Here is a 26,368-nt window from a genome sequence, read left to right on the forward strand (position 1 = left end):
GCGCTGATGCAGCCTGATGGGGCCCGCTTCATGCGCTGGGTGGCCTTGCACCTGACGGTATGGGGGGCAGCGGCGGCGCTGATCCTGTTTATCGACACCCTCTGGATCCAGGGGCTCGCGACCCTGGTGCTGGGCAGCCAGTTGCATGCCTTTACCGTGCTGCAGCACGACTGCGGCCACCAGAGCGCCTTTCGCTCGGCTGCCTGGAATCTCTGGGTGGGGCGCCTGCTGGCCTGGTTCATCGTGTTCCCGTTCTCGTCCTTTACCGAGTGCCACAAGCGCCACCATCGTTACCTGGGCGACCCCCAGCAGGATCCGGATGACTGGAACTACCTGGCCGGGGTGCGCTGGATGTTCCTGCGCATCGCCCTGTTCGTGCCGCGCTTCACCTACTTCTCCCTGGTTCGCTATGGGCATGCGGTACGCAACCGGGTGGTGCGTGAACTAGTGTTCAACCTGACGAGCATGGGCCTGCTGTGCGCCATTTTCGTCGCCTGCGAGCGCCTCGATGCATTCCTGCTGATCTTCGCGGCGCCGCTGCTGTTGCTGGCCCTGGTGATCAACCCGATCTCCCGGGGCTACGAACACTTTCCCATGGCCACCCTGCCTGCCGAGCAGGACGAGCGCCTGGACCTGTCGAGGAACACCATCACCGTGACCAGTCGAGTCGTCGGCCTGCTATGGGCCAACATCAATTACCACGTCGAGCACCATGTATACCCCAACGTGCCGTTCTTCAACCTGCCCAAATTGCATGGGCTGCTGGCCCATCAGTCGTTCCAGCGTGACCGCTGGCTGCTGGCCCGACTGTTCAGCGATCCGGCCCCTCGACCCGCCACGCCAACGGTCATGGAAGGACGCAGTTCATGAGCCGGGACTGCATCTTCTGCAGCATCGCGGCGGGCAGCGCACCGGCCGCATTGGTGCACCGCGACGAGTACTGCATGGCCTTCATGGATGTGCATCCCCTCGGCCAGGGGCACGTATTGCTGATCCCCCTGGCCCATGTCGAGAAGCTCGAGCAGCTTGATGCCGGGCAGCGCAGCCACCTGTACCGGGTCTATGACCAGGTGCTCGCGGCCCAGCGCCGGGCAGGCTTCGGCGTCGAGGGGACGCACCTGATCGTCAATGACGGCAAGGCCACCAACCAGCACGTTCCCCACGCTCATCTGCACCTCGTACCACGTCGGCGTGGCGACGCCCTTGGCTTCGCCTGGCGGCTGTTGCTGCATTTTTCCGGGCTGTTCGGGCCGCGAACCCGCGATGACAGGCTGCAGGCCCAGGCCCGTGCCATCGCGGCCGCCCTGGCGAGCGACAGGGCCCCGTGACCCGGCGGGTTCGCCCTACATCCACTCAGGAGTTGTCGTTGCATGAACGCACCAATGCAGGGAGGTGCCTGTACGCCGCGCAGGTACAGGGTGTTGATCGTCGGCGCCGGTTTTTCCGGCATCGGCATGGCCATCCGCTTGCGCCAGCGCGGCGAGGAGGACTTCGTCATCTATGAGAAGGAGGCAGGCTTCGGCGGCACCTGGTGGGTCAACCAGTATCCGGGCTGTGCCTGTGATATCCCCTCGCATCTGTACTCCTTTTCCTTCGCGCCGAACCCGGGCTGGACGCGGCGCTTTTCCGCGCAAGCGGAGATCCGCGATTACCTGATCGATTGTGCCCAGCGCCATGGTCTGGAGGCTCATACGCGCTTCGATACCAGCGTGAAGTCGCTGCGCTGGCTCGAGGACCAGAGCCTCTGGGAAGTCACCGATGAGCGCGGCGAGACGGTGCACGCCAGGGTGGTGGTCACCGGCACCGGCGCGCTGTCGATGCCGCGTGCACCGGAGATCCCCGGAATCGAGCGGTTTCGTGGGCGGATCTTCCATTCCCAGCGCTGGGCGCATGACTACGCGCTGGCTGGCAAGCGCGTCGGGGTGATAGGTACGGGCGCCTCGGCGATCCAGTTCATTCCGGCAATCCAGCCGCAGGTGGCCAAACTGGTGGTGTTCCAGCGCACCGCGCCGTGGATCATTCCCAAGCTGGATCGCGTTTTCAGCGCCGCCGAGCGCAAGCTGTTGCGCGCCGCGCCGTGGCTGCAGAAGCTGTTGCGGGGCGCCATCTACACCGCGGTCGAGGCCCGCGTGCTGGGCTTCGTGTTCCAGCCACGGTTGATGGCGCTGCACCGCTTGCTTGCCCTCACCCTGATGCGCTGCCAGGTCAGCGACCGGGCGCTGCGCCGCCAGCTCACCCCGGATTACGCCATCGGTTGCAAGCGTATCCTGATCTCCAACGACTATTACCCGGCCATCGCTCAGCCCAACGTCGAGCTGGTGACCCGCGATATCGTCGAAATCACCGAAGACGGGCTCGTTACCCGCGACCAGGTGCGCCATCCGCTCGATGCGCTGATTCTCGGTACCGGCTTTTCCGCCAACAGCCTGTTTCCGCGCGGCATGATCTTCGGCCGCCAGGGCCGCGACCTGCTCGATGCCTGGCCCCAAGGCCCGGAGGCTTACAAGGGCACCACGGTGGCCGGTTATCCCAACCTGTTCCTGCTGATGGGGCCCAACACCGGGCTGGGCCATAACTCCATCGTTTACATGATCGAGTCGCAGATCGCCTACGTGCTCGGCGCCCTGGATGCCATGACCGAGCAGGGCCTCGCCAGCGTCGAGGTGCTGCCGCAAGCGCAGCAGCGTTTCAACGACCAGCTCCACGGGCGCATGCGCGGTACCGTGTGGAGCCGTGGGCAGTGCCAGAGCTGGTACCAGCACCCGCAGAGCGGCCGCAACGTGGCGCTGTGGCCGGGGCTCACCTGGGTGTTTCGGCGCCAGACCCGCCGATTCGACACCGAGGCCTACTGCCTGACGCCGCAATTGGCCGAGCAGCGCCAGGCCCATGAACAGCCCATTCAAAGGTGTCGACAGGAGGAGCTGGTATGAGCGGGCCAGGCAGGAGCGTTTTCGCTTTCGGCTGTTACATGTTGGTGTTGGGGCTAGGGCTGCTGCTGCTGCCCAATCTGCTATTGGGGCTGTTCGGTTTCCCGCCAACCCGTGAGGTATGGATCCGCGTGGTCGGCCTGCTGGTGCTCTATCTCGGCGTCTACTACCTGTATGCGGGGCGCTGGGAGCACCGGGCTTTCATCGGCCTGACGGTACCGATCCGCCTCTCGGTGCTGCCGGTTTTCTCACTGTTTGCCAGCCTGAACCTGGTGTCACCGATGCTGGTGTTGCTGGCCGTGCCGGATCTGTGCGGCGCCCTGTGGACCTGGCGCACCCTGGTCCAGAAGCGCTCATCGTCTGCACCTGGCCTGAGCCCCTAGGGCTGGCGCAACCACAATGGGGGCGGCGCGACTTGGTGTTGCCAGATAAAACTGCGTATTGTCGACAATAACTTCCTTGCCTTTGACTTGGTTGGCTAAATGGCCTATTTATTAGGCTGTTTTTGCGATTGGTGTCGACACTATGTCGGGCTTCGAGCTTCACGACCTCCATAACGATTCGGATACCCTGGCCGAAAACGTCTTCCGCCAGATCCAACTGGCCATCGTGCGTGGCGAGATGGCGCCGGGCAGCAAGATTTCCGAGCCCGAGCTGGCGCGTATCTATGGCATCAGCCGCGGGCCGCTGCGCGAGGCGATCCATCGGCTGGAAGGGCAGAAGCTCCTGGTGCGCATCCCGCATGTGGGGGCGCGAGTGGTGTCGCTCAGCCATGCCGAGCTGATCGAGCTGTACGAGGTTCGTGAATCCCTCGAAGGCATGGCCTGCCGTCAGGCGGCCGAGCGCATGAGCCAGGAGGAGATCGACGAGCTGCGCCGGGTGCTGGACCTGCACGAGCAGGATGCCGCGTTCCAGGCTGGTGTCGGCTACTACCAACAGGAAGGCGACTTCGACTTCCATTACCGGATCATTCAGGGCAGCGGCAACCGCACCCTGGCCAAGTTGCTGTGCGACGAGCTGTATCAGCTGGTGCGCATGTACCGCCTGCAGTTTTCCGCCACGCCCAATCGGCCGCACCAGGCCTTCGCCGAACACCACCGCATCCTCGACGCCATCGCCGAGCGTGACGGCGAGCTGGCCGAACTGCTGATGCGCCGGCATATCGGCGCCTCCAAACGCAATATCGAGCGGCATTACTTGGCCCAGGCCGGGCAAGTGGCGCTCGCCAAACCGTCCAAGACCCGAGGTGATTCATGACCCAGCTTTCTGCCGGCCAGCGTTTTCGTCAGGCCCTCGCCGCCGAAGCACCGTTGCAGGTGATCGGCGCGATCAACGCCAACCACGCGCTACTGGCCCAACGTGCCGGCTTCAAGGCGATCTACCTGTCCGGTGGCGGTGTGGCGGCCGGCTCGCTTGGCCTGCCGGACCTTGGCATCAACACCCTGGAAGACGTACTGATCGATGTGCGCCGCATCACCGACGTGTGCGACCTGCCGCTGCTGGTGGACATCGACACCGGTTTCGGCCCCAGCGCCTTCAACATCGAGCGCACCATCAAGAGCCTGATCAAGGCCGGTGCGGCGGCAGCGCATATCGAAGATCAGGTGGGCGCCAAGCGCTGCGGTCATCGCCCGGGCAAGGAAATCGTCTCCTGCGAGGAGATGGTCGACCGCGTCAAGGCCGCCGCTGATGCCAGGACCGACCCGGACTTCTTTCTGATCGCGCGCACCGATGCCATCCAGGCCGAGGGTGTGGAGGCCGCCATCGAGCGTTGCCAGCGCTATGTGGAGGCGGGTGCGGATGGCATCTTCGCCGAGGCCGCCGTTGATCTGCCGACTTACCAGCGCTTCGTCGAGGCACTCAAGGTGCCAATCGTGGCCAATATCACCGAGTTCGGCGCCACGCCGCTGTTCACCCGCGACGAACTGGCGTCGGTGGGCGTGGCCATCCAGCTCTACCCGCTGTCGGCGTTCCGCGCGGCCAACAAAGCGGCGGAAAGCGTTTACACCTCGATTCGCCAGAATGGCCATCAGCAGGACGTGGTCGAGCAGATGCAGACCCGTGGCGAGCTGTATGAGCGTATCGGCTACCACGCCTTCGAGCAGAAGCTCGACGCGCTGTTCGCCGCCAAGAAGTGATCGCCTGGCGGGCCGCACCGCGCCCGTGCATAACAACAAGACATCCCCTGCGGATGAAAGGAGAGACTGATGAGCGCCACCGACACCACCGTTGCGGGTTTCAAGCCGAAGAAGTCCGTGGCCCTGAGCGGCACCGCTGCCGGCAACACCGCCCTGTGCACCGTGGGCCGCACCGGTAATGACCTGCATTACCGCGGTTACGACATTCTCGATGTTGCCAACACCTGCGAGTTCGAGGAAATCGCCCACCTGCTGGTGCACGGCAAACTGCCGACCGTTGCCGAATTAGCGACCTACAAGGCCAAACTCAAGGCGCTGCGTGGTTTGCCAGCAGCGCTCAAGGTCGCGCTGGAGCAGCTGCCGCCTTCGGCCCACCCGATGGATGTGATGCGCACCGGCGTATCGGTGCTCGGTTGCCTGTCGCCGGAAAAGGATGATCACAACCACCCCGGCGCGCGAGATATCGCCGACAAGCTGATGGCCTCGCTCGGCTCGATGCTGCTGTATTGGTACCACTTCAGCCACAACGGCAAGCGCATCGAGGTGGAGACCGACGACGACTCCATCGGCGGGCATTTCCTGCACCTGTTGCACGGCGAGGCGCCTCGCGATTCTTGGGTGCGCGCCATGCACAGCTCGCTGAACCTGTATGCCGAGCATGAATTCAATGCGTCGACCTTTACCTCGCGGGTAATCGCCGGTACCGGGTCGGACCTGTTTTCCGCCATCGCCGGTGGCATCGGCGCATTGCGCGGGCCCAAGCACGGCGGCGCCAACGAGGTGGCCTTCGAGATCCAGAAACGCTACGACACCGCCGATGAGGCCGAGGCCGATATTCGTGCGCGGGTGGAGAAGAAGGAGGTGGTGATCGGCTTTGGCCACCCGGTTTACACCGTCAGCGATCCGCGCAACAAGGTGATCAAGGAAGTGGCGCGGGAGCTGTCGGCCGAGCAGGGCAACAACAAGATGTTCGACATCGCCGAGCGCCTGGAAACCGTCATGTGGGATATCAAGAAGATGTTCCCCAACCTCGACTGGTTCAGTGCCGTCAGCTACCACATGATGGGCGTGCCGACCGCCATGTTCACCCCGCTGTTCGTCATTGCCCGCACCGCCGGCTGGTCGGCGCACGTGATCGAGCAACGCATCGACGGCAAGATCATCCGCCCGAGCGCCAACTACACCGGGCCTGAAGACCTGACGTTCGTGCCGCTCAAGGATCGCAAATAATTAATCATGGAAAACGCCATGAACCACACCGTGAACAGCCAATACCGCAAGCGCCTGCCCGGCACCGACCTCGATTATTTCGATGCCCGCGAGGCCGTCGAGGCGATCCAGGCCGGCGCCTGGGAGAGGCTCCCTTACACCTCGCGGGTGCTCGCCGAGCAATTGGTGCGCCGCTGTGACCCGCGGGATCTGACCGCTTCGCTGGAGCAACTGATCCATCGCAAACGCGATCTGGACTTCCCCTGGTACCCGGCGCGGGTGGTCTGCCACGACATTCTCGGCCAAACCGCGCTGGTCGACCTGGCCGGCCTGCGTGACGCCATCGCCGAGAGGGGCGGTGATCCGGCCAAGGTCAACCCGGTGGTGCCGACCCAGTTGATCGTCGACCATTCGCTGGCCGTGGAAGCGGCGGGCTTCGACCCGGACGCCTTCGAGAAGAACCGCGCCATCGAGGATCGCCGCAACGAGGACCGCTTTCACTTCATCGACTGGACCAGGACCGCGTTCAAGAACGTCGACGTGATCCCCGCCGGCAACGGCATCATGCACCAGATCAACCTGGAGAAGATGAGCCCGGTGATCCAGACGCGCGGCGGCATCGCCTTTCCGGATACCTGCGTCGGCACCGATTCCCATACCCCGCACGTCGACGCCCTGGGCGTGATCGCCATCGGCGTCGGCGGCCTGGAGGCCGAGACGGTAATGCTCGGCCACCCGTCGATGATGCGCCTGCCGGATATCGTCGGTGTCGAGCTGACCGGAAAACGCCAGCCGGGCATCACCGCCACCGATATCGTCCTGGCACTGACCGAGTTCCTGCGCAAGGAGCGGGTGGTGGGCGCCTGGGTCGAGTTCTTTGGCGAGGGGGCGGACAGTCTGTCCATCGGTGACCGTGCGACCATTTCCAATATGTGCCCGGAATATGGCGCGACGGCTTCGATGTTCTATATCGATGGCCAGACCATCGATTATCTGCGGCTCACCGGTCGAGAACCAGAGCAGGTCGCCCTGGTGGAGCACTACGCCAAGACCCTTGGCCTGTGGAGCGATGCGCTGACAACCGCCGAGTACGAGCGGGTGCTGCGTTTCGACCTGGGCAGCGTGGGCCGCAACATGGCCGGGCCGAGCAACCCGCACCGTCGCCTGCCGACCTCGGCACTGGCCGAGCGCGGTATAGCCGACGAAGCCAAGCTGCAGGCCGGCAGGGGCGAGGAAACCCAGGGCCTGATGCCCGATGGCGCGGTGATCATCGCCGCCATTACCAGCTGCACCAACACCTCCAACCCGCGCAACGTGGTCGCGGCTGGCCTGGTGGCGAAAAAGGCCAATGCCTTGGGCCTGCTGCGCAAACCCTGGGTGAAAACCTCCTTCGCGCCGGGCTCCAAGGTCGCCAAGCTGTATCTGGAAGAGGCCGGTCTGCTGCCGGAACTGGAAAAGCTTGGCTTCGGCATCGTCGCCTATGCCTGTACTACCTGCAACGGCATGTCCGGCGCCCTGGATCCGGTGATCCAGAAGGAAATCATCGACCGTGATCTGTACGCCACCGCCGTGCTGTCGGGCAACCGCAACTTCGATGGGCGCATTCACCCCTACGCCAAGCAGGCTTTCCTCGCCTCGCCGCCGCTGGTGGTGGCCTATGCCATCGCCGGTACCGTGCGCTTCGATATCGAACGGGATGTGCTCGGCCATGACTCGTCTGGCAACCCCGTTACGCTGAAGGACCTGTGGCCGAGCGACGAGGAGATCGACGCCATCGTCGCTGCCTCGGTGAAGCCCGAGCAGTTCAAGCAGATCTATATCCCGATGTTCGACCTGGGCAGCGTGCAGGAAGCGGAAAGCCCGCTGTACGACTGGCGGCCGATGAGCACCTATATCCGCCGCCCGCCGTACTGGGAGGGCGCGCTGGCCAGTGACCGCACGCTCAAGGGCATGCGCCCGTTGGCGATACTGCCGGACAACATCACCACCGATCACCTGTCGCCGTCCAACGCCATCCTGGCGGACTCGGCCGCCGGTGAGTACCTGGCGAAAATGGGCTTGCCGGAGGAGGACTTCAATTCCTACGCGACGCATCGGGGTGACCATTTGACCGCCCAGCGCGCCACCTTCGCCAACCCGCAGCTGGTCAACGAGATGGTCGTGATCGACGGGCAGGTGAAGAAGGGCTCGCTGGCTCGCGTCGAGCCGGAGGGAGAGGTGATACGCATGTGGGAAGCCATCGAGACCTACATGAACCGCAAGCAGAACCTGATCATCGTGGCGGGCGCCGACTACGGGCAGGGCTCGTCTCGCGATTGGGCGGCCAAGGGCGTGCGCCTGGCCGGGGTGGAAGTGATCGTCGCCGAGGGCTTCGAGCGCATCCACCGTACCAATCTGGTGGGCATGGGCGTGCTGCCGGTGGAGTTCAAGCCGGGCACCACGCGCCTGACCCTGGGCCTGGACGGTACCGAGACCTACGATATCCAGGGCGATATCACGGCACGCGGCGAGCTGACCCTGGTGGTCAACAGGCGCAACGGCGAGGTGGTGCGGGTACCGGTGACCTGCCGGCTGGACACGGCGGCCGATGTCAGTGTGTACAAGGCCGGTGGCGTGCTGCAGCGCTTCGCCAAGGACTTCCTCGAAGGCGCGGTGGCGTGATCGCGTAGGGTGGATCACGCCTCATCGATCCACCGTGGAACCCGCCACGGTGGATGGGAAAAGCGCCAGCTACGCGCCCCGATCCACCCTACGATTAGCGCGTCGCCCGGATGCAAACCGGGAAAAACCAGCACCATCATTTCCTATCAGGACTGCACTCATGGCTTATCTGCCGCAAGTGAAAATCCCCGCCACCTATATGCGTGGCGGTACCAGCAAGGGCGTGTTCTTTCGCCTGCAGGATCTGCCCGAACAATGCCAGGTGCCGGGCGAGGCCCGCGATACGCTGTTCATGCGGGTGATCGGCAGCCCCGACCCCTATTCGGCACATATCGATGGCATGGGCGGGGCGACGTCGAGCACCTCCAAATGCGTGATCCTGTCGAAAAGCAGCCGGCCTGATCACGATGTCGACTACCTCTACGGCCAGGTCTCCATCGACAAGGCCTTTGTCGACTGGAGCGGCAACTGCGGCAACCTGTCTGCCGCCGCCGGTGCCTTTGCCATCCATGCCGGCCTGGTGGACGCTGCGCGCATTTCCGAGAACGGCACCTGCAGGGTGCGTATCTGGCAGGCCAACATTCAGAAAACCATCATCGCCCAGGTGCCGATCACGGACGGCCAGGTCCAGGAAACCGGCGATTTCGAACTCGATGGGGTGACCTTCCCGGCGGCGGAGATCGTGCTGGAGTTTCTCGATCCGTCCGATGAGGGCGAGGAGGGCGGCTCGATGTTTCCCACGGGCAATCTGGTGGACGAGCTGGACGTACCGGCCGAGGTTGTAGAGGGGGGCACCTTGAAGGCGACCCTGATCAGCGCGGGCATTCCAACCATCTTCGTCAACGCCGCGGACATCGGTTATCAAGGCACCGAGCTGCGCGAAGACATCAACTCGGACCCGGCGCAACTGGCGCGCTTCGAGCAGATTCGCGTGGCCGGCGCGTTGCGCATGGGGCTGATCAAGAGCGCCGAGGAGGCGCTGACCCGCCAGCATACGCCCAAGATCGCTTTCGTCAGCCCAGCGAAAAGCTACCGGGCATCGAGCGGCAACCAGGTCGATGCGGACGAAGTGGATCTGCTGGTGCGCGCGCTGTCCATGGGCAAGCTGCACCACGCCATGATGGGCACCTGCGCGGTGGCCATCGGCGCGGCGGCGGCGGTGCCCGGCACCCTGGTCAATCTGGCAGCAGGCGGCGGCGAGCGCCAGGCGGTGCGCTTCGGGCATCCCTCCGGCACCTTGCGCGTTGGCGCCGAAGCGGGGCAGGTCGACGACCGCTGGGTAGTCACCAAGGCGATAATGAGCCGCAGTGCCCGCATCCTAATGGAAGGCTGGGTACGGGTGCCAGCGTGATACCGGCAACTCGTCAGTGCTGAGTCGTGCTGAGTAGCAAACCGCCTGCGCCCATAAAAAAGGCGCCGGTGGTGCGGTTCAGCCGCTGTGCGCCTTGGCGGGTACGGATGAAGCGGCGGATCTGCCGACCGAACAGGGCATAGACCAGCGAGGCGGCGTATTCGGCCAGCAGGTAGGTGGCGCCCAGGTATATGAACTGTTCGCTTGCCGGCTCGCCGGGCTTGATGAACTGCGGGAAGATCGCGGCGAACAGAAGAATTGCCTTGGGATTGCTGATGCCGATCAGAAACTCCTGCAGCATCAGACGGGACACCTGCCGTTGTGGCTGCACGGCCGGCACTGCGCCGTCGAGGTCCAGGCCGCTGAACTCCCGGCTACGCCAGGCGCTGATACCCAGATACAGCAGGTACAAAGCGCCGACCCACTTGATCATCGTGAAGGCGGTTTCCGATGCCAGCAGCATGGCGCCCAGGCCCACGGCGGAAATGCTCAGGAAGATGGCGAACGCCGCCACGCGCCCGGTGGTGGCCAGCAGGGCTGCGCCGATGCCATGGCGGATACCGTTGTTCATCGCGCAGAAGTTGTTGGGACCCGGCGTCAATGCGATCACAAAGGCGAGCGGGGCGAACAGCACGGCATCGGACAGCGTCATGGCGAATCCCTCACGGGGGCGGTTATTTGAAGCGTCGTTCGACGCCTTTTTCCACCAGGATCTTGGCGGAAATCTCTTCCACCGAGAAGTGGGTGGAGTCGATGAAGGCGATCGATTCGCGGCGGAACAGGCTTTCCACCTCGCGCACCTCGAACTCGCACTGAGCATAGCTGGCGTAGCGACTGTTTGGCTTGCGCTCGTTGCGGATGGCCGCCAGGCGGTCGGGGTCGATGGTCAGGCCGAACAGCTTCTCGCGGTACTTCTTCAGCGAAGCCGGCAGTTGCAGGCGCTCCATGTCGTCTTCGGTAAGCGGGTAGTTGGCGGCGCGAATGCCGTACTGCATGGCCATGTACAGGCAGGTCGGGGTCTTGCCGCAACGCGAGACGCCGACCAGGATCAGGTCGGCCTTGTCGTAGTAATGGGTGCGCGCGCCGTCGTCGTTGTCGAGGGCGAAGTTGACCGCCTCGATGCGCTCCATGTAGTTGGTGTTGCCGCTGATCGAGTGCGACTTGCCCACCGAGTACGACGAATGGGAGGCGAGCTCCTGCTCGAGGGGGGCCAGGAAGGTCGAGAAGATGTCGATCATGAAGCCGCGGGACTCGGCCAGGATGTCGTGGATTTCCTGGTTGACGATGGTGGCGAAGATGATCGGATTGGCGCCATCCTTGTCGGCGGCATTATTGATTTGTTGTACCATGGCGCGCGCCTTTTCGACGCTGTCCACGTAGGGGCGGGTGAGCTTGGTGAAGCCGATGGTGTCGAACTGGGCCAGCAGGCTTTGCCCCAATGCCTCCGCGGTGATACCGGTGCCGTCGGAGATGAAGTACGCGGTTCGTGTCATTGCGCAAATGGCCTATAAGCTGGGAACGAATCTTGGCTATGATAGGTCGGTTTTTCTGCCGGCCCTGATGGGTTTGCATTGTTACTTATTTTCCAGGGCCAGGCCATTGTCCACCCGGCGCATGCCGACGGCGTTTCCAGCCCATGAGCTTTTCCAACACTGAAGTGGAGAGATCACCTTGGCAGAGTACGTAGTTTCCCTCGATAAGCTCGGCAATCACGATGTCGAGCATGTAGGGGGCAAGAACGCCTCCCTCGGCGAGATGATCAGCAACCTGGCGGGTGCTGGCGTTTCGGTTCCCGGTGGTTTCGCCACGACGGCCCAGGCCTATCGCGACTTTCTCGAGCAGAGTGGGCTCAATGCGCAGATCCACGAGGCCCTGGACGCCCTGGACGTCGACGACGTCAACGCCCTGGCCAAGACCGGCGCGCAGATTCGCCAGTGGGTGATGGAAGCCGAGTTCCCGGCCGCGCTCAACGAGCAGATCCGCACCGCCTTCGCCGCCATGGCGGGTGGCAATGACAACATGGCCGTGGCCGTGCGCTCCTCGGCCACCGCCGAAGACCTGCCCGATGCCTCCTTTGCCGGTCAGCAGGAAACCTTCCTGAACATCCGCGGCGTCGACAACGTCATCCGCGCCGCCAAGGAAGTCTTCGCCTCGCTGTTCAACGACCGCGCCATCGCCTACCGCGTGCACCAGGGCTTCGACCACAAGCTGGTCGCCCTGTCCGCAGGCGTGCAGCGCATGGTGCGTTCGGAAACCGGCACCGCCGGGGTGATGTTCACCCTCGATACCGAATCGGGCTTCCGCGACGTGGTGTTCATCACCGGTGCCTACGGCCTGGGTGAAACCGTGGTGCAGGGGGCGGTCAACCCCGACGAATTCTATGTCCACAAGCAGACCCTGGAGGCTGGTCGTCCGGCGATCCTGCGTCGCAACCTGGGCAGCAAGGCGATCAAGATGGTCTATGGCGACGAAGCCAAGGCCGGCAAGTCGGTCAAGGTGGTGGATGTCGACCGTGCCGACCGCGCGCGTTTCTGCCTGACCGACGCCGAGGTCAGCGAGCTGGCCAAGCAGGCCATGATCATCGAGAAACACTACGGTCGCCCGATGGACATCGAGTGGGCCAAGGACGGTGACGACGGCAAGCTGTACATCGTCCAGGCCCGTCCGGAAACCGTGAAGAGCCGTGCCAGCGCCACCGTGATGGAACGCTACCTGCTCAAGGAAAAAGGCACGGTGCTGGTCGAAGGCCGCGCCATCGGCCAGAAGATCGGCGCCGGCAAGGTGCGGGTGATCAACGACGTGTCCGAAATGGACAAGGTCCAGCCGGGCGACGTGCTGGTTTCCGACATGACCGACCCGGACTGGGAGCCGGTGATGAAGCGCGCCAGCGCCATCGTCACCAATCGCGGTGGGCGTACCTGCCACGCGGCGATCATCGCCCGTGAACTGGGTATTCCGGCGGTGGTCGGCTGCGGCAACGCCACCCATGCACTGCGTGACGGCCAGGGCGTGACGGTTTCCTGCGCCGAAGGCGACACCGGCTTTATCTTCGAGGGCGAGCTGGGTTTCGACGTGCGTCAGAACTCCATCGACGCCATGCCCGAACTGCCGTTCAAGATCATGATGAACGTCGGCAACCCCGACCGCGCCTTCGATTTCGCCCAGTTGCCCAACGCCGGTATCGGCCTGGCGCGCCTGGAGTTCATCATCAACCGCATGATCGGCGTGCACCCCAAGGCGCTGCTGAACATGGACGGCCTGCCACCGGAAATCCAGGAAAGCGTCGAGAAGCGCATCGCCGGCTACGCCGACCCGGTGAACTTCTACGTCGAGAAGTTGGTGGAGGGCATCAGCACCCTGGCGGCGGCGTTCTGGCCAAAGAAGGTCATCGTGCGCCTGTCCGACTTCAAGTCCAACGAATACGCCAACCTGATCGGCGGCAAGCTGTACGAGCCCGAAGAAGAGAACCCGATGCTGGGCTTCCGCGGCGCATCGCGCTACATCAGCGAGTCGTTCCGTGACTGCTTCGAGCTCGAATGCCGGGCGCTGAAGAAGGTCCGCAACGAGATGGGCCTGACCAACGTCGAGATCATGGTACCGTTCGTGCGCACCCTGGGCGAAGCCAAGCAGGTGGTCGATCTGCTCGCCGAGAACGGCCTGGCCCGCGGTCAGGATGGCCTGAAGGTCATCATGATGTGCGAGCTGCCGTCCAACGCCATCCTGGCCGAGGAATTCCTCGAATACTTCGACGGTTTCTCCATCGGCTCCAACGACCTGACCCAGCTGACCCTGGGCCTGGATCGTGACTCCGGGATCGTCGCGCACCTGTTCGATGAGCGTAACCCGGCGGTCAAGAAGCTGCTGTCCAACGCCATTCAGGCTTGCAACAAGGCCGGTAAGTACATCGGCATTTGCGGCCAGGGGCCATCGGATCACCCGGACCTGGCGCGCTGGCTGATGGAACAGGGTATCGAAAGCGTCTCCCTGAACCCGGACTCGGTGCTGGAAACCTGGTTCTTCCTCGCCGAAGCCCAGCCCAGCTGATCGAAGCGGTTTCAAGGATGACCCGAGGGCAGGTTCTACCTGCCCTTTTTTTGTGGCCTGCCATCCCTGGCGGCCACCCTTCGGGCCGTCGCAAGCGATGTCAAAAACTTCTTCCGGAAGTTTTTTGTGCCGCTGTGCGGGCGCCAAGCCGAGGGCCCCTGTACTGGTCGTGTCACCAGGTTTTGAAATTTGCTGTCTGCCACCGGGCGATCCCTGCGGCGGGCAGTCTATTGTGTCAGAGCGAAGAAGATGCAAAGCAGCAGTGTGTTGTTTCCCGTAGCGCTGATGAGTGCCGAGCTACGGGGTGACCTGAGTGAAGATGTCTACCGCCTCAAGCCGGGCAACAGTCCGGACTTCAGTGTCGAGCTGGCCGTCACCCGTCTGGGTTTGGCGGGGCAGGAACAGGCGCGCGGCGAGCCGGTTATCCTGCTGCATGGCAGTTTTACCAATCGACGTTTCTGGTACTCGCCCGGCGGCATTGGCCTGGCGCCTTATCTGGTGCGCGCCGGTTTCGATGTGTGGATCGCCGAGATGCGCGGCCATGGCCTGTCGCCGCGCAACCTGGCTTACCGGGATAATTGCGTGGCGCACTATGCCCGCTACGATTTGCCGGCGATCGCCGCGTTCGTCGCCGAGCAGAATCCGGCGCCGATCCACTGGCTCGGCCACTCGCTGGGCGGCCTGACCCTGGCGGCGGCGCTGGGCGGCGGTTACCTGCCGCAGGCCGGTGTCGCCAGCCTGGTGCTATTCGGGGCCGAGGTCAGCCGCCGCTACTGGGGGCTCAAGGTGCCGCCCATCGAGTGGATCGCGCGCCTTGCGCTCAAGCGATTCACGGTGCTCTCGGGGGCGCGGCTCAAGCGCGGTCCGGAGGACGAGCCGGTCGGCATTGCCCTGGAAACCCTGCGCTGGCACCGCCTGTTCGGGCGCTTCGGCGACGCCGAGCGCGACTGGTGGGCCGGGTTGCAGCAGGTCAGGGTGCCGCTGTTGGCGGTGGCCAGCGACGGAGATCGGCAGTGCCCGCCCGAGGCCTGTCGCGCCTTGTTCGGGCAATTCGCCTCGGCTGATCGCCGGTTCGTCAATCTGGGGCGCGGGCAGGGCTTCGCGCATGAGTACGATCACGTGCAGATGCTGGTCAGCAAGCCGGCCCAGGCCGAAGTGTGGCCATTGGTACGCCGCTGGCTAGCCGGCGAGCGCCAGCTCCCGCGCCATGGGGCGGACGAGCAGGATGGGGCGGCTATCGCTGTTGCGCCGTGATGCCGCCAGGATAGCGCGCCGAGAGTGTTCGAGGCGTAGTGGATAAGGCTATGCTGCAGGCTTCGCACGCCCATCAGGAGCTTCGCCATGCACTACAGCACGCCCGATCTGTGTGACGCCAACCCGGAACTGGTCAGCGTCGTGGAGCCGATGTTCAGCAACTTCGGCGGCCGCGACTCGTTCGGCGGGCAGATCGTCACCGTCAAATGCTTCGAGGACAACTCCCTGGTCAAGTCCCAGGCCGAGCAGCCCGGTGCCGGCAAGGTGCTGGTGGTCGATGGCGGCGCCTCGCTGCGCTGCGCGCTACTGGGCGACATGATCGCCGAGAAGGCGGCGAGCAACGGCTGGGAAGGCATGGTGATCTACGGCTGCGTGCGTGACGTCGACGTGCTGGCGCAGACCCACCTGGGTGTACAGGCACTGGGCAGCCATCCGATGAAAACCGAGAAACGCGGCCTGGGCGACCTCAACGTGGTGGTCAGCTTTGGCGGCGTCAGCTTCCGCCCCGGCGAATACCTGTATGCCGACAACAACGGCATCATCGTTTCGCCGCAGGCGCTGCAAACCGAGTAAGCCGCGCGCAGCAGTCTGCGCGGCCAGCAACCATCAGAGGTAGGGATGTACGAGGAAGACAACGCGCAGTGGGGCCTGGTGCACGGCTTCGTGCTGGACGGCAAGGGCGGCGCCCAGGCGGTGGCCCGCGAGCACCTCGACGGCTTGCAGCTCGAGGACGGGCAGAGCCTGTGGCTGCACTGGGATCGCAGCCACCCGCAGACCCAGAGCTGGCTGCGCCGCGACAGTGGTCTGAGCGAGTTCGCCTGTGACCTGCTGCTGGAGGAAAATACCCGCCCGCGGGCCTTGCCGCTGCCGGACGACGAATTGCTGCTGTTCCTGCGCGGCGTCAATCTCAACCCTGGGGCCGAGCCCGAGGACATGGTCTCGGTGCGCATCTCCGCGGGCGCGCAGCGGGTGATCTCGCTGCGCTTGCGTCCGCTGCGGGCCACCGAAGACCTGATCGAACGGCTGCAGGCAGGTAAGGGGCCGAGAAACCCTTCCGAGCTGATCCTGCAGCTCAGCGATTACCTCACCGACAAGATCGAGGATCTGGTGACCGGGCTTTCCGACCTGGTCGACGAGCAGGAAGAGCAGGTCGATGGCAACGAGCGCAGCTTGCCCGATCACGGCCTGCTGCTGCATATCCGTCGCCGCGCCGCGGGCCTGCGCCGCTTCCTGTCGCCGCAACGGGATATCTACGCGCAGCTCACCCGCAGCCAGTTGCCCTGGTTGAGCCACGAAGACAGCCTGTACTGGAACGAGCTCAACAACCGCCTGCTGCGCTATCTCGAGGAGCTGGAACTGACGCGCGAGCGCATCGGCCTGCTGCTGGAAACGGAGAACCGCCGGCTCGACGTGCGCATGAACCACATCATGTTCCGCTTCGGCATCATCACCTGCATCTTCCTGCCCATGAGTTTCGTCACCGGCCTTTTGGGCATCAACGTCGGCGGTATTCCCGGTGCGCAGAGCCCCTATGGCTTCCTGGTCGCGTGCCTGCTCATGGTATTGATCGGCCTCGGCCAGTGGCTGCTGTTTCGCCGCCTGCGCTGGGTGTGATGTGACTCGCCGCGCAGCCGCTTCGTCTAGCGGAGACGTTCTGTGAGGTCTGCCATGCACGATCCATTCGAAGAATCTCTGCGTGATCTGTTGAAAACCCCGTCTTCGCCGGCGCGCGACGACGATGCCTGCTTGAACCGGGTGCTGAAAACCGCCAACCGCCAGGTGGGCGCGGGCGACCTGTTCGGCCTGATGGGGCACTGGGCCAGCGCCCTGATGATCGCCCTCAACACTGGCTCTTCCCATGTCGCACCGGTGTCCCGCCGCCGTGCTTGTGCTCGTTCCTCCGATAAGGCTCAATGAAATGGAACTCGATCCCTGGACCCATAGCCTGGTCGCCGCGATGACGGCGCTGTGGACGAAAGTCGCTAGCTTCATTCCCAACCTGTTCGTGGCGCTGGTGCTGGTGCTGCTGGGTTTCATCGTAGCCAAGCTGCTCGACACCTTGCTCTCCAAGCTGCTCGGCAAGCTGGGCCTGGATCGCCTGATGGCCGGCACCGGCCTGACCAAGATACTGGGTCGCGCGGGCTTCCAGGTGCCGGTTTCCACCCTGATCGGCAAGATCGTCTACTGGTTCGTGCTGCTGATATTCCTGGTCTCGGCTGCCGAGTCGCTGGGCCTGGAGCGCGTTTCCGCGACCCTCGACGTACTGGCGCTATACCTGCCCAAGGTATTCGGTGCGGCGCTGATCCTGCTTGCCGGTGTGCTGCTCGCCCATCTGCTCAGCGGCCTGGTGCGTGGCGCCGCCGAAGGTGTCGGTCTGGAGTATGCCCATGGCCTGGCGCGACTGGCCCAGGGCCTGGTGATCATCATCAGCATCTCCGTGGCCATCGGTCAGCTGGAGGTCAAGACCGACCTGCTCAACAACGTCATCGCCATCGTGCTGATTTCCGTCGGCCTGGCGGTGGCGCTGGCGCTGGGGTTGGGCAGCCGCGAACTGGCCAGCCAGATCCTGGCCGGCATTTACGTACGTGAGCTGTACCAGGTCGGCCAGGCAATCGAGGTGGGCGGCGTCGAAGGACAGATCGAGGAGATCGGTACGGTCAAGACCACCGTGCTGACGGACTCCGGTGAGCTGGTGTCGCTCGCCAATCGCGTGCTGCTCGAGGAGCGGGTAAGCAGCCGCTAAGGGGCATTTCTGCTACCCTATGCGCCCAGCCAGCGGCCTGTTCGAACAGGCGCTGGCTGTTTTCGTCCTGACCGTTGGCCCGACCTGCTTTGAACGCACCCCAATCACCGTCACTGCGCTATGACCCACGCGAGCTCTCCGACGAGGAGCTGGTGGCGCGTGCCCATGACGAGCTGTTCCATGTCACCCGTGCTTACGAAGAATTGATGCGTCGTTACCAGCGCACCCTGTTCAATGTATGCGCGCGATATTTAGGGAACGATCGAGATGCCGACGATGTCTGTCAGGAAGTGATGCTCAAGGTTCTTTATGGGCTGAAGAACTTCGAGGGTAAATCGAAGTTCAAGACCTGGCTCTACAGCATTACCTACAACGAATGCATCACTCAGTACCGCAAGGAGCGTCGCAAACGTCGTTTGATGGATGCGCTGAGTTTGGATCCTCTGGAAGAGGCGTCGGAAGAAAAGGCGCCGAAGATAGAGGATCGAGGCGGATTGGATCGCTGGCTCGTGCATGTCAACCCAATCGACCGGGAGATCCTGGTACTGCGTTTTGTCGCAGAGCTGGAGTTTCAGGAGATCGCCGACATCATGCACATGGGGCTCAGTGCAACCAAAATGCGCTACAAGCGCGCGTTGGACCGATTGCGGGAAAAGTTTGCAGGTATTACCGAAAGTTAGTTCGGTGCAGGCTTTAACTGGCAAAGGTGAGTTTTGTTAAACTTACCGCAGACTCGCATGTCTACCTGCATGCGGATCAATCACTCATAGATGGGGATTTAACGGATGAAACTGAAAAACACCTTAGGCGTAGTCATTGGCTCCTTGGTAGCCGCTACCTCCATGGGCGTGCTGGCTCAAGGCCAAGGCGCTGTCGAGGTGGAAGGCTTTGCCAACCGCTACTTCACCGACGTTCAGCGTGATTTCGCTCATGACGAAGGCAACCTGTTCGGCGCAAGCGTTGGTTACTACCTGACCGACGATGTCGAGCTGGCACTGTCCTACGGCGAGTACCACGACCTGCGTGGCGAAGGCGCTGCTGGCAGCAAGAACATCAAGGGCAACCTGACTGATCTGAAAGCCCTCTACCACTTCGGCCAGCCGGGTGTAGGTCTGCGTCCTTATGTCTCCGGCGGCGTTGGTCACCAGAGCATCGGCGACGCCAACAGAAGCGGCCGTGACACTTCCACTCTGGCCATCGTTGGCGGCGGCGCGAAGTACTACTTCACCGAGATGCTGTACGCTCGTGCTGGCGTTGAAGCCCTGTACAACATCGACAAGGGTGACACCGAATGGCAAGCCGGCGTGGGTGTCGGTCTGAACTTCGGCGGTAGCACCCGTCAGGTCGCTCAGGTAACCGAGCCGGCTCCAGAGCCAGTTCCGGCACCGGCTCCGGTCGTTGAAGAAGCTCCGCAAGTCGTTCGCGTCGAACTGGACGTGAAATTCGACTTCGACAAGGCTGCTGTCAAGCAAGAAAGCTACGGTGACATCAAGAACCTGGCTGACTTCATGAACCAGTACCCGCAAACCAGCACCACCGTTGAAGGTCACACTGACTCCGTCGGTACCGACGCGTACAACCAGAAGCTGTCCGAGCGCCGTGCAAACGCTGTTCGTGACGTGCTGGTCAACCAGTACGGCGTAGGCGCTGATCGCGTCAACTCCGTTGGTTACGGCGAGTCCCGTCCGGTTGCTGACAACGCCACCGAAGAAGGCCGCGCTATCAACCGTCGCGTTGAAGCCGAAGTCGAAGCCCAAGCCCAGTAATAGGCTCAGGCGTCACGAAAAACCCGGCCTAGGCCGGGTTTTTCTTTGCCCTCAGAAAGGCTGGGGGCAAATAAGAACGGCACCTACCAGAGCACCCGATGGGGGAAGGTGATCTGGCAGATGCCGTGTCCGTTACCTGGCTTCCCATAAGAGCGGCGCAAGGTGTCGTTCATTTTCTTGAAGCAAACATCGCGCCAAACGCCCTGCGGCTACTTGGCGGTACTAAGCGCTGTTTATTTGCAGGATCTGAACCACTGGCGGGCAACGCACCTTGTCGTGTGCTTCTTTATGAGGCAGGGCAGGCCCGGGCTTCCTCGACATAGTCCCTGAGCCAGCGCAGCACTTCCACAGCCTCCCAGCGATTGGGATCGAACATCGCGTAGGCCAATCCCTGGTAGCCCACCACATCCAGCTGACGGTGATAGCCAGCCCGTTGCAGCAGCGCTTCGATCTCGGCAAAGCAGGTATTGAAGTGCAGGCGATTGAACGGCGTTTTACCTTCGGTAACGATCCCCTCCAGATGCAGTTCCTCGACGATGAGGCGCACCTTGTCCAGCGGCATCCGATTGACCGTGTGTTTGAGTTGCAATACGTCCAGCATCGTTAGGCTCCCGCTATAGGCCTGATCTCGGCTGGAATGTTCCGAGCCCGTGATCATGTGGTGACGGCTGCTAGGGTAATTCAAAAGTACTGTACAAATAAACAGTATTCGGTAATAGTGAGTCTCGACGCTTGTCGACTCCCATGTGCGGCGGCGCTGCGTGGCGCTGCTCATCAATGCCGAGGACTCCCTGTAATGCACCAGATACTCATGACAATTGTGCTGTTGGTAACGCTGACCGGTTGCGTGCAACCCCAGGTCGAGCAACCCAAGGTCAATGCCAATTACCTGGTCATCGAAGACAGCCAGGCCTGGGCTGTGCTGGTTTCCGATGGCAAGCGTGTTGAAGAGCACGGTGTGGTGGTCGATGCCATCAAGCTGGCCAGCAACGATGCTCCCGTGGCCGCCAGCTACGTGATCGACACGCCAAATTGCGGCAAGCTGCAGTGGCTGGTCGAGCGTCAGGACGCCGCCGATGGCGTGACCACACGCATGACCCTGCACGACAACAAGCAGCTGGGCGCATCGAATTGCGTGATCGGCGAGGGCCTGACGCGAATCTGGACGGTGCTGGACTATTCCAGTTGAACTTGGTCCAGCTGACCTCAGGCGCCGACGCTGACTGCCGCTTTGCGTTCTTCGGCGGTGATGCGCTGGCAGATCTCGATGATCTGTTCACGCATCCAGCGGTTGGCGGGATCCTGGTCAGTACTGTCGTGCCAGTACAGGTGGGTTTCCAGCGAGGGGATGCCGGCCACTGGCAGTTCGCTGAAATGCAGGTCGTTGTCGCGGGCAAAGCGCTCCGGTACGGTGATCGCCATGTCGGTGTCGCGCATCACCCGGCAGGCCATCAGGTAATGCTGCGAACGCAGGGCGATACGTCGCTGAATACCCATCTTTCCGAGTGCCAGGTCGACATAGCCCAGGCCGCTGCGGCGGCTGGATATCTGGATATGGGTCAGTGACAGATAGGCCTCCAGGCTGAGCTTTTCCTTGGCCAGTGGATGCCCGTGGCGCATGGCGCAGACATAGCGATCTTCCATCAGTTTGACGTGGCGCACCTGCGGGTCGATGTTCAGTGGTGCGTCCACGGCGAAATCCAGCCGGCCGGCGGCCAGTTCCTTGGTGGTTTCGCGACGGCGAACCAGCATGCTTTCGATGGTCACGCTTGGTGCCTGGCGGCGCAGGCGCTGGAACAGCGGCGGCAGCACCACCGCTTCGGTCAGGTCGGTCATGCTGATGCGAAAGCTCTTGGTCGCCTGCGCCGGGTTGAAGGTGCGGCTTTCCTGTACCGAGATGCGCAACTGCTGCAAGGCGTTGCGCACCGGGGTGATGATGTTCTGCGCCATGGGCGTGGGCACCATGCCCTGGGCGGTGCGCACGAACAACGGGTCGTTGAAGGTCTCGCGCAGACGGGCCAGGGCATTGGATACCGCGGGCTGGGTAATGCCGACGATCTGCCCGGCGCGGGTGAGGTTGGCTTCGGTGTAAATGGCGTCGAAGACCACGAAAAGATTGAGATCCACCTTGTTCAGGTTCATGCCTGAGCGACTCCGTGCGTTGTTCTTGTGCGCCGATCTTATATCGGTGATGAATGTTTATACACGCTGAAAATAGCGTCGATAAATGACCCGCCGTCCACTAGCATCCTCCGCACACAGAAATGCAGCCGAGGTGCGCCGTGGATTTCGCCTATTCCCCCAAGGTTCAGCAGTTGCGCGAGCGCGTCAGCGCGTTCATGCAGGATCATGTCTATCCAGCCGAGGCCGAGTTCGAGCGCCAGGTCGCCGAAGGTGATCGCTGGCAGCCGACGGCGATCATCGAGCAGCTCAAGGACCGCGCCAAGGGCGAAGGCCTGTGGAACCTGTTCCTGCCCGATTCCGAACTGGGCGCCGGGCTCACCAACACCGAGTACGCGCCGCTGGCCGAGATCATGGGCAGCTCGCTGATCGGCCCCGAGCCGTTCAATTGCGCGGCGCCCGACACCGGCAACATGGAGGTGCTGGTGCGCTACGGCAGCGAGGCGCAGAAACACCAGTGGCTCGAGCCGCTGCTCAGCGGCGAGATTCGTTCGGCCTTTGCCATGACCGAGCCGCAGGTTGCCTCTTCGGACGCCACCAATATGCAGGCCACGGCCGTTCGTGATGGCGAGCATTGGGTGATCAATGGCCGTAAGTGGTGGACCTCGGGCGCCTGTGACCCACGCTGCAAGATCATGATCTTCATGGGCCTGACCAACCCGGATGGCCCGCGTCACCAGCAGCACTCGATGATCCTGGTACCCATGGACACCCCTGGGGTGAAAGTACTTCGCCCGTTGCCGGTGTTCGGTTATGACGACGCGCCCCACGGCCACGCCGAAGTGCTGTTCGACGATGTTCGCGTGCCGTACCAGAACGTGCTGCTCGGCGAGGGCCGCGGTTTCGAGATTGCCCAGGGGCGCCTCGGTCCTGGGCGCATCCACCACTGCATGCGCTCCATAGGCATGGCGGAGCGGGCCCTGAAACTGATGTGCGAACGCGCCATTGGGCGTACCGCGTTCGGCAAGCCGCTGGCGCGCCTGGGCGGCAACATCGACCTGATCGCCGAGTCACGCATGGAAATCAACATGGCGCGCCTGCTCACCCTCAATGCGGCGTACATGATGGATACGGTCGGCAACAAGGTAGCGGCCAGCGAGATCGCACAGATCAAGGTGGTGGCGCCCAACGTGGCCTTGAAGGTCATCGATCGTGCCATCCAGATGCATGGCGGGGCAGGGGTCAGTGGCGATTTTCCCCTGGCCTACTGGTACGCCATGCAGCGCACCCTGCGCCTGGCCGATGGCCCGGATGAAGTGCACCGTGCGGCCATCGGCAAGTACGAGTTGGGCAAGTACCTGCACAGACCCTAGCTGCCCGGCTCCTTGTCAGTGCCCGGCACCAGGCTCAGCTTCTCGCCGTTCAGGCGCATGTGCAACTGGGCCGCGAAGGCCCGCGCGGCGCCCTCATCGTCGAACATCAGCGTGCGCTTGCCCAGGCGCACGCACCAGCGTGCCCCGTCGGGTCGGTCCATGCGTTCAAGCAGCACGTCTCGTTCGCTCACGTCGTCTCGGCAGGTTTCTTGTCACGGGTTTTCAGCAACGACAGGATCACGCCGCCGGCCAGTACGCCCATGGTAACGCCGAGCGACAGCAGGGCGGGCACCTTGATGAAGCCGTGCAGGAAAATCTTGCAGCCGATGAACATCAGCACGATGGCCAGTGCGTACTTGAGGTACACGAAGCGGTGCATCAGCGCAGCCAGGGCGAAGTACAGGGCGCGCAGGCCGAGGATCGCGAAGATGTTCGAGGTGTAGGCGATGAACGGATCCTGGGTTATGGCGAATACCGCTGGCACGCTGTCCACCGCGAATACCAGGTCCGCCAGTTCGATCAGCACCAGGGCCAGCAGCAGCGGGGTGGCGAACAGCAGCATCTTGCCGCTGGCCGGGTCCTTCTGGCGTACCAGGAATTTGCCGCCGTGCAGGTCATCGGTGACCCGGATGTGCTTGCGCAGGAAGATCAGCAGCTTGTTCTGCGACAGGTCCGGGTGCTCGTCATGATCCTTGCTGAACAGCATCTTGATGCCGGTGAACAGCAGGAACGCGCCGAACACGTAGAGGATCCAGTCGAACTCCTGCACCAGGGCGGTGCCCAGGCCGATCATGATGGCGCGCAGCACGACCACGCCGATGATCCCCCAGAACAAGACGCGGTGCTGGTATTTGCGCGGGATGCCGAAGAAGCCGAGGATCATCGCCATCACGAAGACGTTGTCCATCGACAGCGACTGTTCGACCAGAAAGCCCGTGTAGAACTCCAGCGCCTTGGTGGCGCCCAGTTCCCACCACACCCAGCCACCAAAGGCGACGCCCACGCTGAAGTAGCCCGAGTAGAGCAGCAGGCTCTCGCGCATTTCGATTTCGTGTTGGTCGCGGTGCAGCACGCCGAGATCGAAGACCAGCAGCGCGATGACGATGACGATGAAGGCCAGCCAGAAATAGTACGGGGTGCCGAGAAACGGCGTGAGCATAAAGGCATGTAGAGCTGTCATGGGCCCTCCCTGTCGATGCCTAAGTTGAGATTCAACTTAGTGACTCCGACATCACGATGAGGGGACTCATCGCCAGAGGGGCCCGGCGTCACATGTTCATAAGGCTAGGATGAATCGGGCGGTTCGGCAAGTACCTGCCGCGCCTGGAAAAATCAGTAAACCCAGACCTCCACGCGGCGATTCTTGATCCTGCCGCTGTCGCCTTCGTTGTCGGCGACCGGCAGGTCGTCACCCAGGCCGGTGACCTCACGCATCACCACACCTTCGCGAGCCAGTTCGCGGCGTACCGCCATGGCGCGCAACTTGGAAAGCAGCTCGGCACGGGCGGAGACCGCCTTGGGATCGCCAAAGCCGACCAGCACCACCCTGTTCTGCAGCTTGTCGTGCTGGCGCAGGTAGTCGAGCACGCGGCGCAGGTCCTGCTGCGCCTTGTTGTCCAGGCTGGCGCTGCCTTCCTGGAAACGAAAGTTCACCGACAGGCGCTGGGCATTGCGGGCCAGTTCCTGATAGGCCGGCGGCATATCCGCAGTGGCCTCGATTTTCACCGCTTCGACGGTCTGCGCGATGAAACCGTTCTGCGCGACGATTGCCTGGCCCCTGGGGCTCTGGGCGAATTGCAGCAGGGCTTCGGCCCAGGGATTGCTGCGCTTCGGCGGCCCGTACAGGAACAGGCGGCGCGACAGCGGGTAATCCTCGGTGGCGATCAGCGTCACGCTCGGTGCCATCGGCTGCGAATCACCAGCGGCAATGGCCACCGCCTTGGCCTTGCGCACGTAGGGCAGGCCGATGAAACCGATGCCGTTGGGATCGCGGGCCACCGAGTCGGACAGCTGTTCGCTGGACTCGAAGCGCTTGGCCTTGGCCGACAATTGCTTGCCGTTGGCGCCCAGTACCAGTTCCTTGAAGGTGTCGAAGGTGCCGGAGTTGTCGTCCCGGGCGTACAGGTTGATGGCGCCGGCGCGGCCGCCAAGCTGCGACCAATCGCTGACCTCCCCGGAGAAGATCTGCGCCAACTGCTGGGTGCTGAGTACGTCGATGGGGTTGCTAGGGTGTAACACGATGGCCAGCCCGTCGATGGCGATGACCTGTTCGGCGTCCTGGCTCTTCATATTGCCGAGCGACGACAGGCTGGCGCTTTCGCTGTCCTTGATGGGGCGCGAAGAGGCGGCGAGTTCGGCGCTGCCCTGGCCGATGGCGGTGAAGCCGGTTCCCGACCCGTGGGCGGCGATGGTCACGGTAATCTTGCGGCCCGCGCCATTCAGCGCGCTGACCGCCTGCTCGTTTTCCTGGGTGACCCTGGTGCGAATGTCGTTGAGCCCTTGCTCCTGCATCAGGCCCTTGACCAGGGCCGGGCCGAGACTGGCGCCGATGGTGTTCGAGCCCTGAATGCGCAGCACCGGCCGGTCATCAGCCGGCAGGGGCAGGGCGGCGAAGGCCGTCCAGGGGCTCAGGTAGAAGACGAAACCGAGCAGCAGGAAGGTCGCCGTTCGGCTCCAGGTCTCATGGTCACAACGGGTTGAGGTGCGCAGCATGCGGCAATCACCTTGCAAGGGGCGGTTGAAGTGCTGCGACGATAAGACAGAAAAATGACTACACGATGA

At 63.2% G+C, this 26,368-nt stretch carries 26 protein-coding genes; 19 read left to right on the top strand and 7 right to left on the bottom strand.

All coding sequences use genetic code 11. The features are described 5' to 3' along the window. The first annotated feature begins 30 nt into the window (after positions 1–30). From SA190iCDA_RS13040 to prpF, 9 genes are all read left to right on the top strand, one after another. Positions 31–870, top strand: coding sequence for a fatty acid desaturase family protein (locus SA190iCDA_RS13040; RefSeq protein ID WP_170833990.1), 840 nt, complete (start codon positions 31–33; stop codon positions 868–870). After that, the gene (locus SA190iCDA_RS13045) at positions 867–1,328 is read left to right on the top strand and encodes an HIT family protein (protein WP_070887780.1); all 462 of its coding nucleotides are present in this window, start codon (positions 867–869) and stop codon (positions 1,326–1,328) included. The genes SA190iCDA_RS13040 and SA190iCDA_RS13045 overlap by 4 nt, the downstream gene beginning before the upstream one ends. Positions 1,329–1,370: 42 nt before the next feature. Then, positions 1,371–2,930: a flavin-containing monooxygenase gene (locus tag SA190iCDA_RS13050; RefSeq protein ID WP_070887779.1), complete on the top strand. Its 1,560-nt coding sequence runs from the start codon at positions 1,371–1,373 to the stop codon at positions 2,928–2,930. Further along, complete coding sequence (locus SA190iCDA_RS13055; RefSeq protein ID WP_070887778.1) at positions 2,927–3,310, top strand: hypothetical protein; 384 nt, start codon at positions 2,927–2,929, stop codon at positions 3,308–3,310. Before SA190iCDA_RS13050 ends, SA190iCDA_RS13055 begins: the two co-directional genes overlap by 4 nt. Positions 3,311–3,452: 142 nt before the next feature. Next, positions 3,453–4,184, top strand: coding sequence for a GntR family transcriptional regulator (locus tag SA190iCDA_RS13060; protein ID WP_070887777.1), 732 nt, complete (start codon positions 3,453–3,455; stop codon positions 4,182–4,184). Beyond that, complete coding sequence (gene prpB, locus SA190iCDA_RS13065) at positions 4,181–5,065, top strand: methylisocitrate lyase (RefSeq protein ID WP_070887776.1); 885 nt, start codon at positions 4,181–4,183, stop codon at positions 5,063–5,065. Before SA190iCDA_RS13060 ends, prpB begins: the two co-directional genes overlap by 4 nt. Positions 5,066–5,134: 69 nt before the next feature. Next, positions 5,135–6,295, top strand: coding sequence for a bifunctional 2-methylcitrate synthase/citrate synthase (gene prpC / locus SA190iCDA_RS13070; RefSeq protein WP_070887775.1), 1,161 nt, complete (start codon positions 5,135–5,137; stop codon positions 6,293–6,295). A gap of 30 nt (positions 6,296–6,325) precedes the next feature. Then, a complete protein-coding gene (gene acnD, locus SA190iCDA_RS13075) occupies positions 6,326–8,935 on the top strand; it encodes a Fe/S-dependent 2-methylisocitrate dehydratase AcnD (RefSeq protein WP_170833991.1) in 2,610 nt (869 codons plus the stop codon). A gap of 160 nt (positions 8,936–9,095) precedes the next feature. Next, positions 9,096–10,286 carry a 2-methylaconitate cis-trans isomerase PrpF gene (gene prpF / locus SA190iCDA_RS13080; protein WP_070887774.1) on the top strand — a complete coding sequence of 397 codons (1,191 nt, stop codon included), beginning with the start codon at positions 9,096–9,098 and terminating at the stop codon, positions 10,284–10,286. Between the two features lie 13 nt (positions 10,287–10,299). On the opposite strand, the gene SA190iCDA_RS13085 is transcribed toward prpF, so the two are convergent. Next, on the bottom strand, positions 10,300–10,938 hold the full coding sequence (locus SA190iCDA_RS13085; RefSeq protein WP_070887773.1) for a LysE family translocator: 639 nt from the start codon (positions 10,936–10,938) through the stop codon (positions 10,300–10,302). A 22-nt stretch (positions 10,939–10,960) separates the two neighbouring features. Beyond that, positions 10,961–11,779 (bottom strand): pyruvate, water dikinase regulatory protein, encoded by an 819-nt coding sequence (locus tag SA190iCDA_RS13090; protein ID WP_070887772.1) that lies wholly within the window; start codon positions 11,777–11,779, stop codon positions 10,961–10,963. Between the two features lie 178 nt (positions 11,780–11,957). Here SA190iCDA_RS13090 and ppsA point away from each other — a divergent pair, with 178 nt between their 5' ends. From ppsA to SA190iCDA_RS13130, 8 genes are all read left to right on the top strand, one after another. Then, positions 11,958–14,330, top strand: a complete 2,373-nt coding sequence (gene ppsA / locus SA190iCDA_RS13095; RefSeq protein ID WP_070887771.1) for a phosphoenolpyruvate synthase — start codon at positions 11,958–11,960, stop codon at positions 14,328–14,330. 249 nt (positions 14,331–14,579) lie between these two features. Continuing rightward, a complete protein-coding gene (locus tag SA190iCDA_RS13100; RefSeq protein ID WP_070887770.1) occupies positions 14,580–15,584 on the top strand; it encodes an alpha/beta fold hydrolase in 1,005 nt (334 codons plus the stop codon). Positions 15,585–15,671: 87 nt separating this feature from the next. Continuing rightward, positions 15,672–16,157 (top strand): ribonuclease E activity regulator RraA, encoded by a 486-nt coding sequence (gene rraA / locus SA190iCDA_RS13105; RefSeq protein ID WP_070887769.1) that lies wholly within the window; start codon positions 15,672–15,674, stop codon positions 16,155–16,157. Positions 16,158–16,202: 45 nt separating this feature from the next. Further along, complete coding sequence (locus SA190iCDA_RS13110) at positions 16,203–17,198, top strand: CorA family divalent cation transporter (RefSeq protein WP_070887768.1); 996 nt, start codon at positions 16,203–16,205, stop codon at positions 17,196–17,198. A 54-nt stretch (positions 17,199–17,252) separates the two neighbouring features. Then, positions 17,253–17,501 carry a CrfX protein gene (locus SA190iCDA_RS13115; protein ID WP_070887767.1) on the top strand — a complete coding sequence of 83 codons (249 nt, stop codon included), beginning with the start codon at positions 17,253–17,255 and terminating at the stop codon, positions 17,499–17,501. A gap of 1 nt (position 17,502) precedes the next feature. Beyond that, positions 17,503–18,327 (top strand): mechanosensitive ion channel family protein, encoded by an 825-nt coding sequence (locus tag SA190iCDA_RS13120; RefSeq protein WP_070887766.1) that lies wholly within the window; start codon positions 17,503–17,505, stop codon positions 18,325–18,327. An 89-nt stretch (positions 18,328–18,416) separates the two neighbouring features. Further along, the gene (gene sigX, locus SA190iCDA_RS13125) at positions 18,417–19,007 is read left to right on the top strand and encodes an RNA polymerase sigma factor SigX (protein ID WP_075930079.1); all 591 of its coding nucleotides are present in this window, start codon (positions 18,417–18,419) and stop codon (positions 19,005–19,007) included. Positions 19,008–19,112: 105 nt separating this feature from the next. Then, positions 19,113–20,093 (top strand): OmpA family protein, encoded by a 981-nt coding sequence (locus SA190iCDA_RS13130; protein ID WP_070887765.1) that lies wholly within the window; start codon positions 19,113–19,115, stop codon positions 20,091–20,093. 286 nt (positions 20,094–20,379) lie between these two features. Here the strand turns inward: SA190iCDA_RS13130 and SA190iCDA_RS13135 are convergent, their stop codons facing one another. Next, a complete protein-coding gene (locus tag SA190iCDA_RS13135; protein WP_070887764.1) occupies positions 20,380–20,694 on the bottom strand; it encodes a transcriptional regulator in 315 nt (104 codons plus the stop codon). A 195-nt stretch (positions 20,695–20,889) separates the two neighbouring features. Between SA190iCDA_RS13135 and SA190iCDA_RS13140 the strand changes: the two genes are divergently transcribed. Next, the gene (locus SA190iCDA_RS13140) at positions 20,890–21,282 is read left to right on the top strand and encodes a hypothetical protein (RefSeq protein ID WP_070887763.1); all 393 of its coding nucleotides are present in this window, start codon (positions 20,890–20,892) and stop codon (positions 21,280–21,282) included. Between the two features lie 17 nt (positions 21,283–21,299). On the opposite strand, the gene SA190iCDA_RS13145 is transcribed toward SA190iCDA_RS13140, so the two are convergent. Continuing rightward, a complete protein-coding gene (locus tag SA190iCDA_RS13145; protein ID WP_070887762.1) occupies positions 21,300–22,235 on the bottom strand; it encodes a LysR family transcriptional regulator in 936 nt (311 codons plus the stop codon). Positions 22,236–22,375: 140 nt separating this feature from the next. On the opposite strand from SA190iCDA_RS13145, the gene SA190iCDA_RS13150 reads away from it, so the two are divergent. Beyond that, a complete protein-coding gene (locus SA190iCDA_RS13150; protein WP_070887761.1) occupies positions 22,376–23,587 on the top strand; it encodes an acyl-CoA dehydrogenase in 1,212 nt (403 codons plus the stop codon). Here SA190iCDA_RS13150 and SA190iCDA_RS13155 read toward each other — a convergent pair. From SA190iCDA_RS13155 to SA190iCDA_RS13165, 3 genes are all read right to left on the bottom strand, one after another. Further along, entirely contained in the window at positions 23,584–23,778 is a 195-nt protein-coding gene (locus SA190iCDA_RS13155; protein ID WP_139159559.1) for a hypothetical protein, read from the bottom strand. The two genes, SA190iCDA_RS13150 and SA190iCDA_RS13155, sit on opposite strands and share 4 nt — an antisense overlap. Beyond that, entirely contained in the window at positions 23,775–24,767 is a 993-nt protein-coding gene (locus tag SA190iCDA_RS13160; protein ID WP_070887760.1) for a TerC family protein, read from the bottom strand. The genes SA190iCDA_RS13155 and SA190iCDA_RS13160 overlap by 4 nt, the downstream gene beginning before the upstream one ends. A 152-nt stretch (positions 24,768–24,919) precedes the next feature. Beyond that, on the bottom strand, positions 24,920–26,299 hold the full coding sequence (locus SA190iCDA_RS13165) for a substrate-binding domain-containing protein (protein ID WP_070887759.1): 1,380 nt from the start codon (positions 26,297–26,299) through the stop codon (positions 24,920–24,922). Positions 26,300–26,368 lie beyond the last annotated feature (69 nt).

The organism is Pseudomonas argentinensis (genome assembly GCF_001839655.2).
Lineage (GTDB): Bacteria > Pseudomonadota > Gammaproteobacteria > Pseudomonadales > Pseudomonadaceae > Aquipseudomonas > Aquipseudomonas argentinensis_B.

Excerpts from the sequence above, each read along its gene's own strand:
- SA190iCDA_RS13165 (WP_070887759.1), bottom strand. The coding sequence starts at position 26,299 with ATGCTGCGCACCTCAACCCGTTGTGACCATGAGACCTGGAGCCGAACG.
- SA190iCDA_RS13120 (WP_070887766.1), top strand. The coding sequence starts at position 17,503 with ATGGAACTCGATCCCTGGACCCATAGCCTGGTCGCCGCGATGACGGCG.
- SA190iCDA_RS13055 (WP_070887778.1), top strand. The coding sequence starts at position 2,927 with ATGAGCGGGCCAGGCAGGAGCGTTTTCGCTTTCGGCTGTTACATGTTG.
- prpC (WP_070887775.1), top strand. The coding sequence starts at position 5,135 with ATGAGCGCCACCGACACCACCGTTGCGGGTTTCAAGCCGAAGAAGTCC.
- prpB (WP_070887776.1), top strand. The coding sequence starts at position 4,181 with ATGACCCAGCTTTCTGCCGGCCAGCGTTTTCGTCAGGCCCTCGCCGCC.
- SA190iCDA_RS13085 (WP_070887773.1), bottom strand. The coding sequence starts at position 10,938 with ATGACGCTGTCCGATGCCGTGCTGTTCGCCCCGCTCGCCTTTGTGATC.
- SA190iCDA_RS13100 (WP_070887770.1), top strand. The coding sequence starts at position 14,580 with ATGCAAAGCAGCAGTGTGTTGTTTCCCGTAGCGCTGATGAGTGCCGAG.
- SA190iCDA_RS13050 (WP_070887779.1), top strand. The coding sequence starts at position 1,371 with ATGAACGCACCAATGCAGGGAGGTGCCTGTACGCCGCGCAGGTACAGG.
- SA190iCDA_RS13160 (WP_070887760.1), bottom strand. The coding sequence starts at position 24,767 with ATGACAGCTCTACATGCCTTTATGCTCACGCCGTTTCTCGGCACCCCG.
- SA190iCDA_RS13130 (WP_070887765.1), top strand. The coding sequence starts at position 19,113 with ATGAAACTGAAAAACACCTTAGGCGTAGTCATTGGCTCCTTGGTAGCC.
- SA190iCDA_RS13110 (WP_070887768.1), top strand. The coding sequence starts at position 16,203 with ATGTACGAGGAAGACAACGCGCAGTGGGGCCTGGTGCACGGCTTCGTG.
- prpF (WP_070887774.1), top strand. The coding sequence starts at position 9,096 with ATGGCTTATCTGCCGCAAGTGAAAATCCCCGCCACCTATATGCGTGGC.
- SA190iCDA_RS13060 (WP_070887777.1), top strand. The coding sequence starts at position 3,453 with ATGTCGGGCTTCGAGCTTCACGACCTCCATAACGATTCGGATACCCTG.
- SA190iCDA_RS13090 (WP_070887772.1), bottom strand. The coding sequence starts at position 11,779 with ATGACACGAACCGCGTACTTCATCTCCGACGGCACCGGTATCACCGCG.
- SA190iCDA_RS13135 (WP_070887764.1), bottom strand. The coding sequence starts at position 20,694 with ATGCTGGACGTATTGCAACTCAAACACACGGTCAATCGGATGCCGCTG.
- SA190iCDA_RS13045 (WP_070887780.1), top strand. The coding sequence starts at position 867 with ATGAGCCGGGACTGCATCTTCTGCAGCATCGCGGCGGGCAGCGCACCG.
- SA190iCDA_RS13145 (WP_070887762.1), bottom strand. The coding sequence starts at position 22,235 with ATGAACCTGAACAAGGTGGATCTCAATCTTTTCGTGGTCTTCGACGCC.
- SA190iCDA_RS13140 (WP_070887763.1), top strand. The coding sequence starts at position 20,890 with ATGCACCAGATACTCATGACAATTGTGCTGTTGGTAACGCTGACCGGT.
- SA190iCDA_RS13115 (WP_070887767.1), top strand. The coding sequence starts at position 17,253 with ATGCACGATCCATTCGAAGAATCTCTGCGTGATCTGTTGAAAACCCCG.
- rraA (WP_070887769.1), top strand. The coding sequence starts at position 15,672 with ATGCACTACAGCACGCCCGATCTGTGTGACGCCAACCCGGAACTGGTC.
- SA190iCDA_RS13040 (WP_170833990.1), top strand. The coding sequence starts at position 31 with ATGCGCTGGGTGGCCTTGCACCTGACGGTATGGGGGGCAGCGGCGGCG.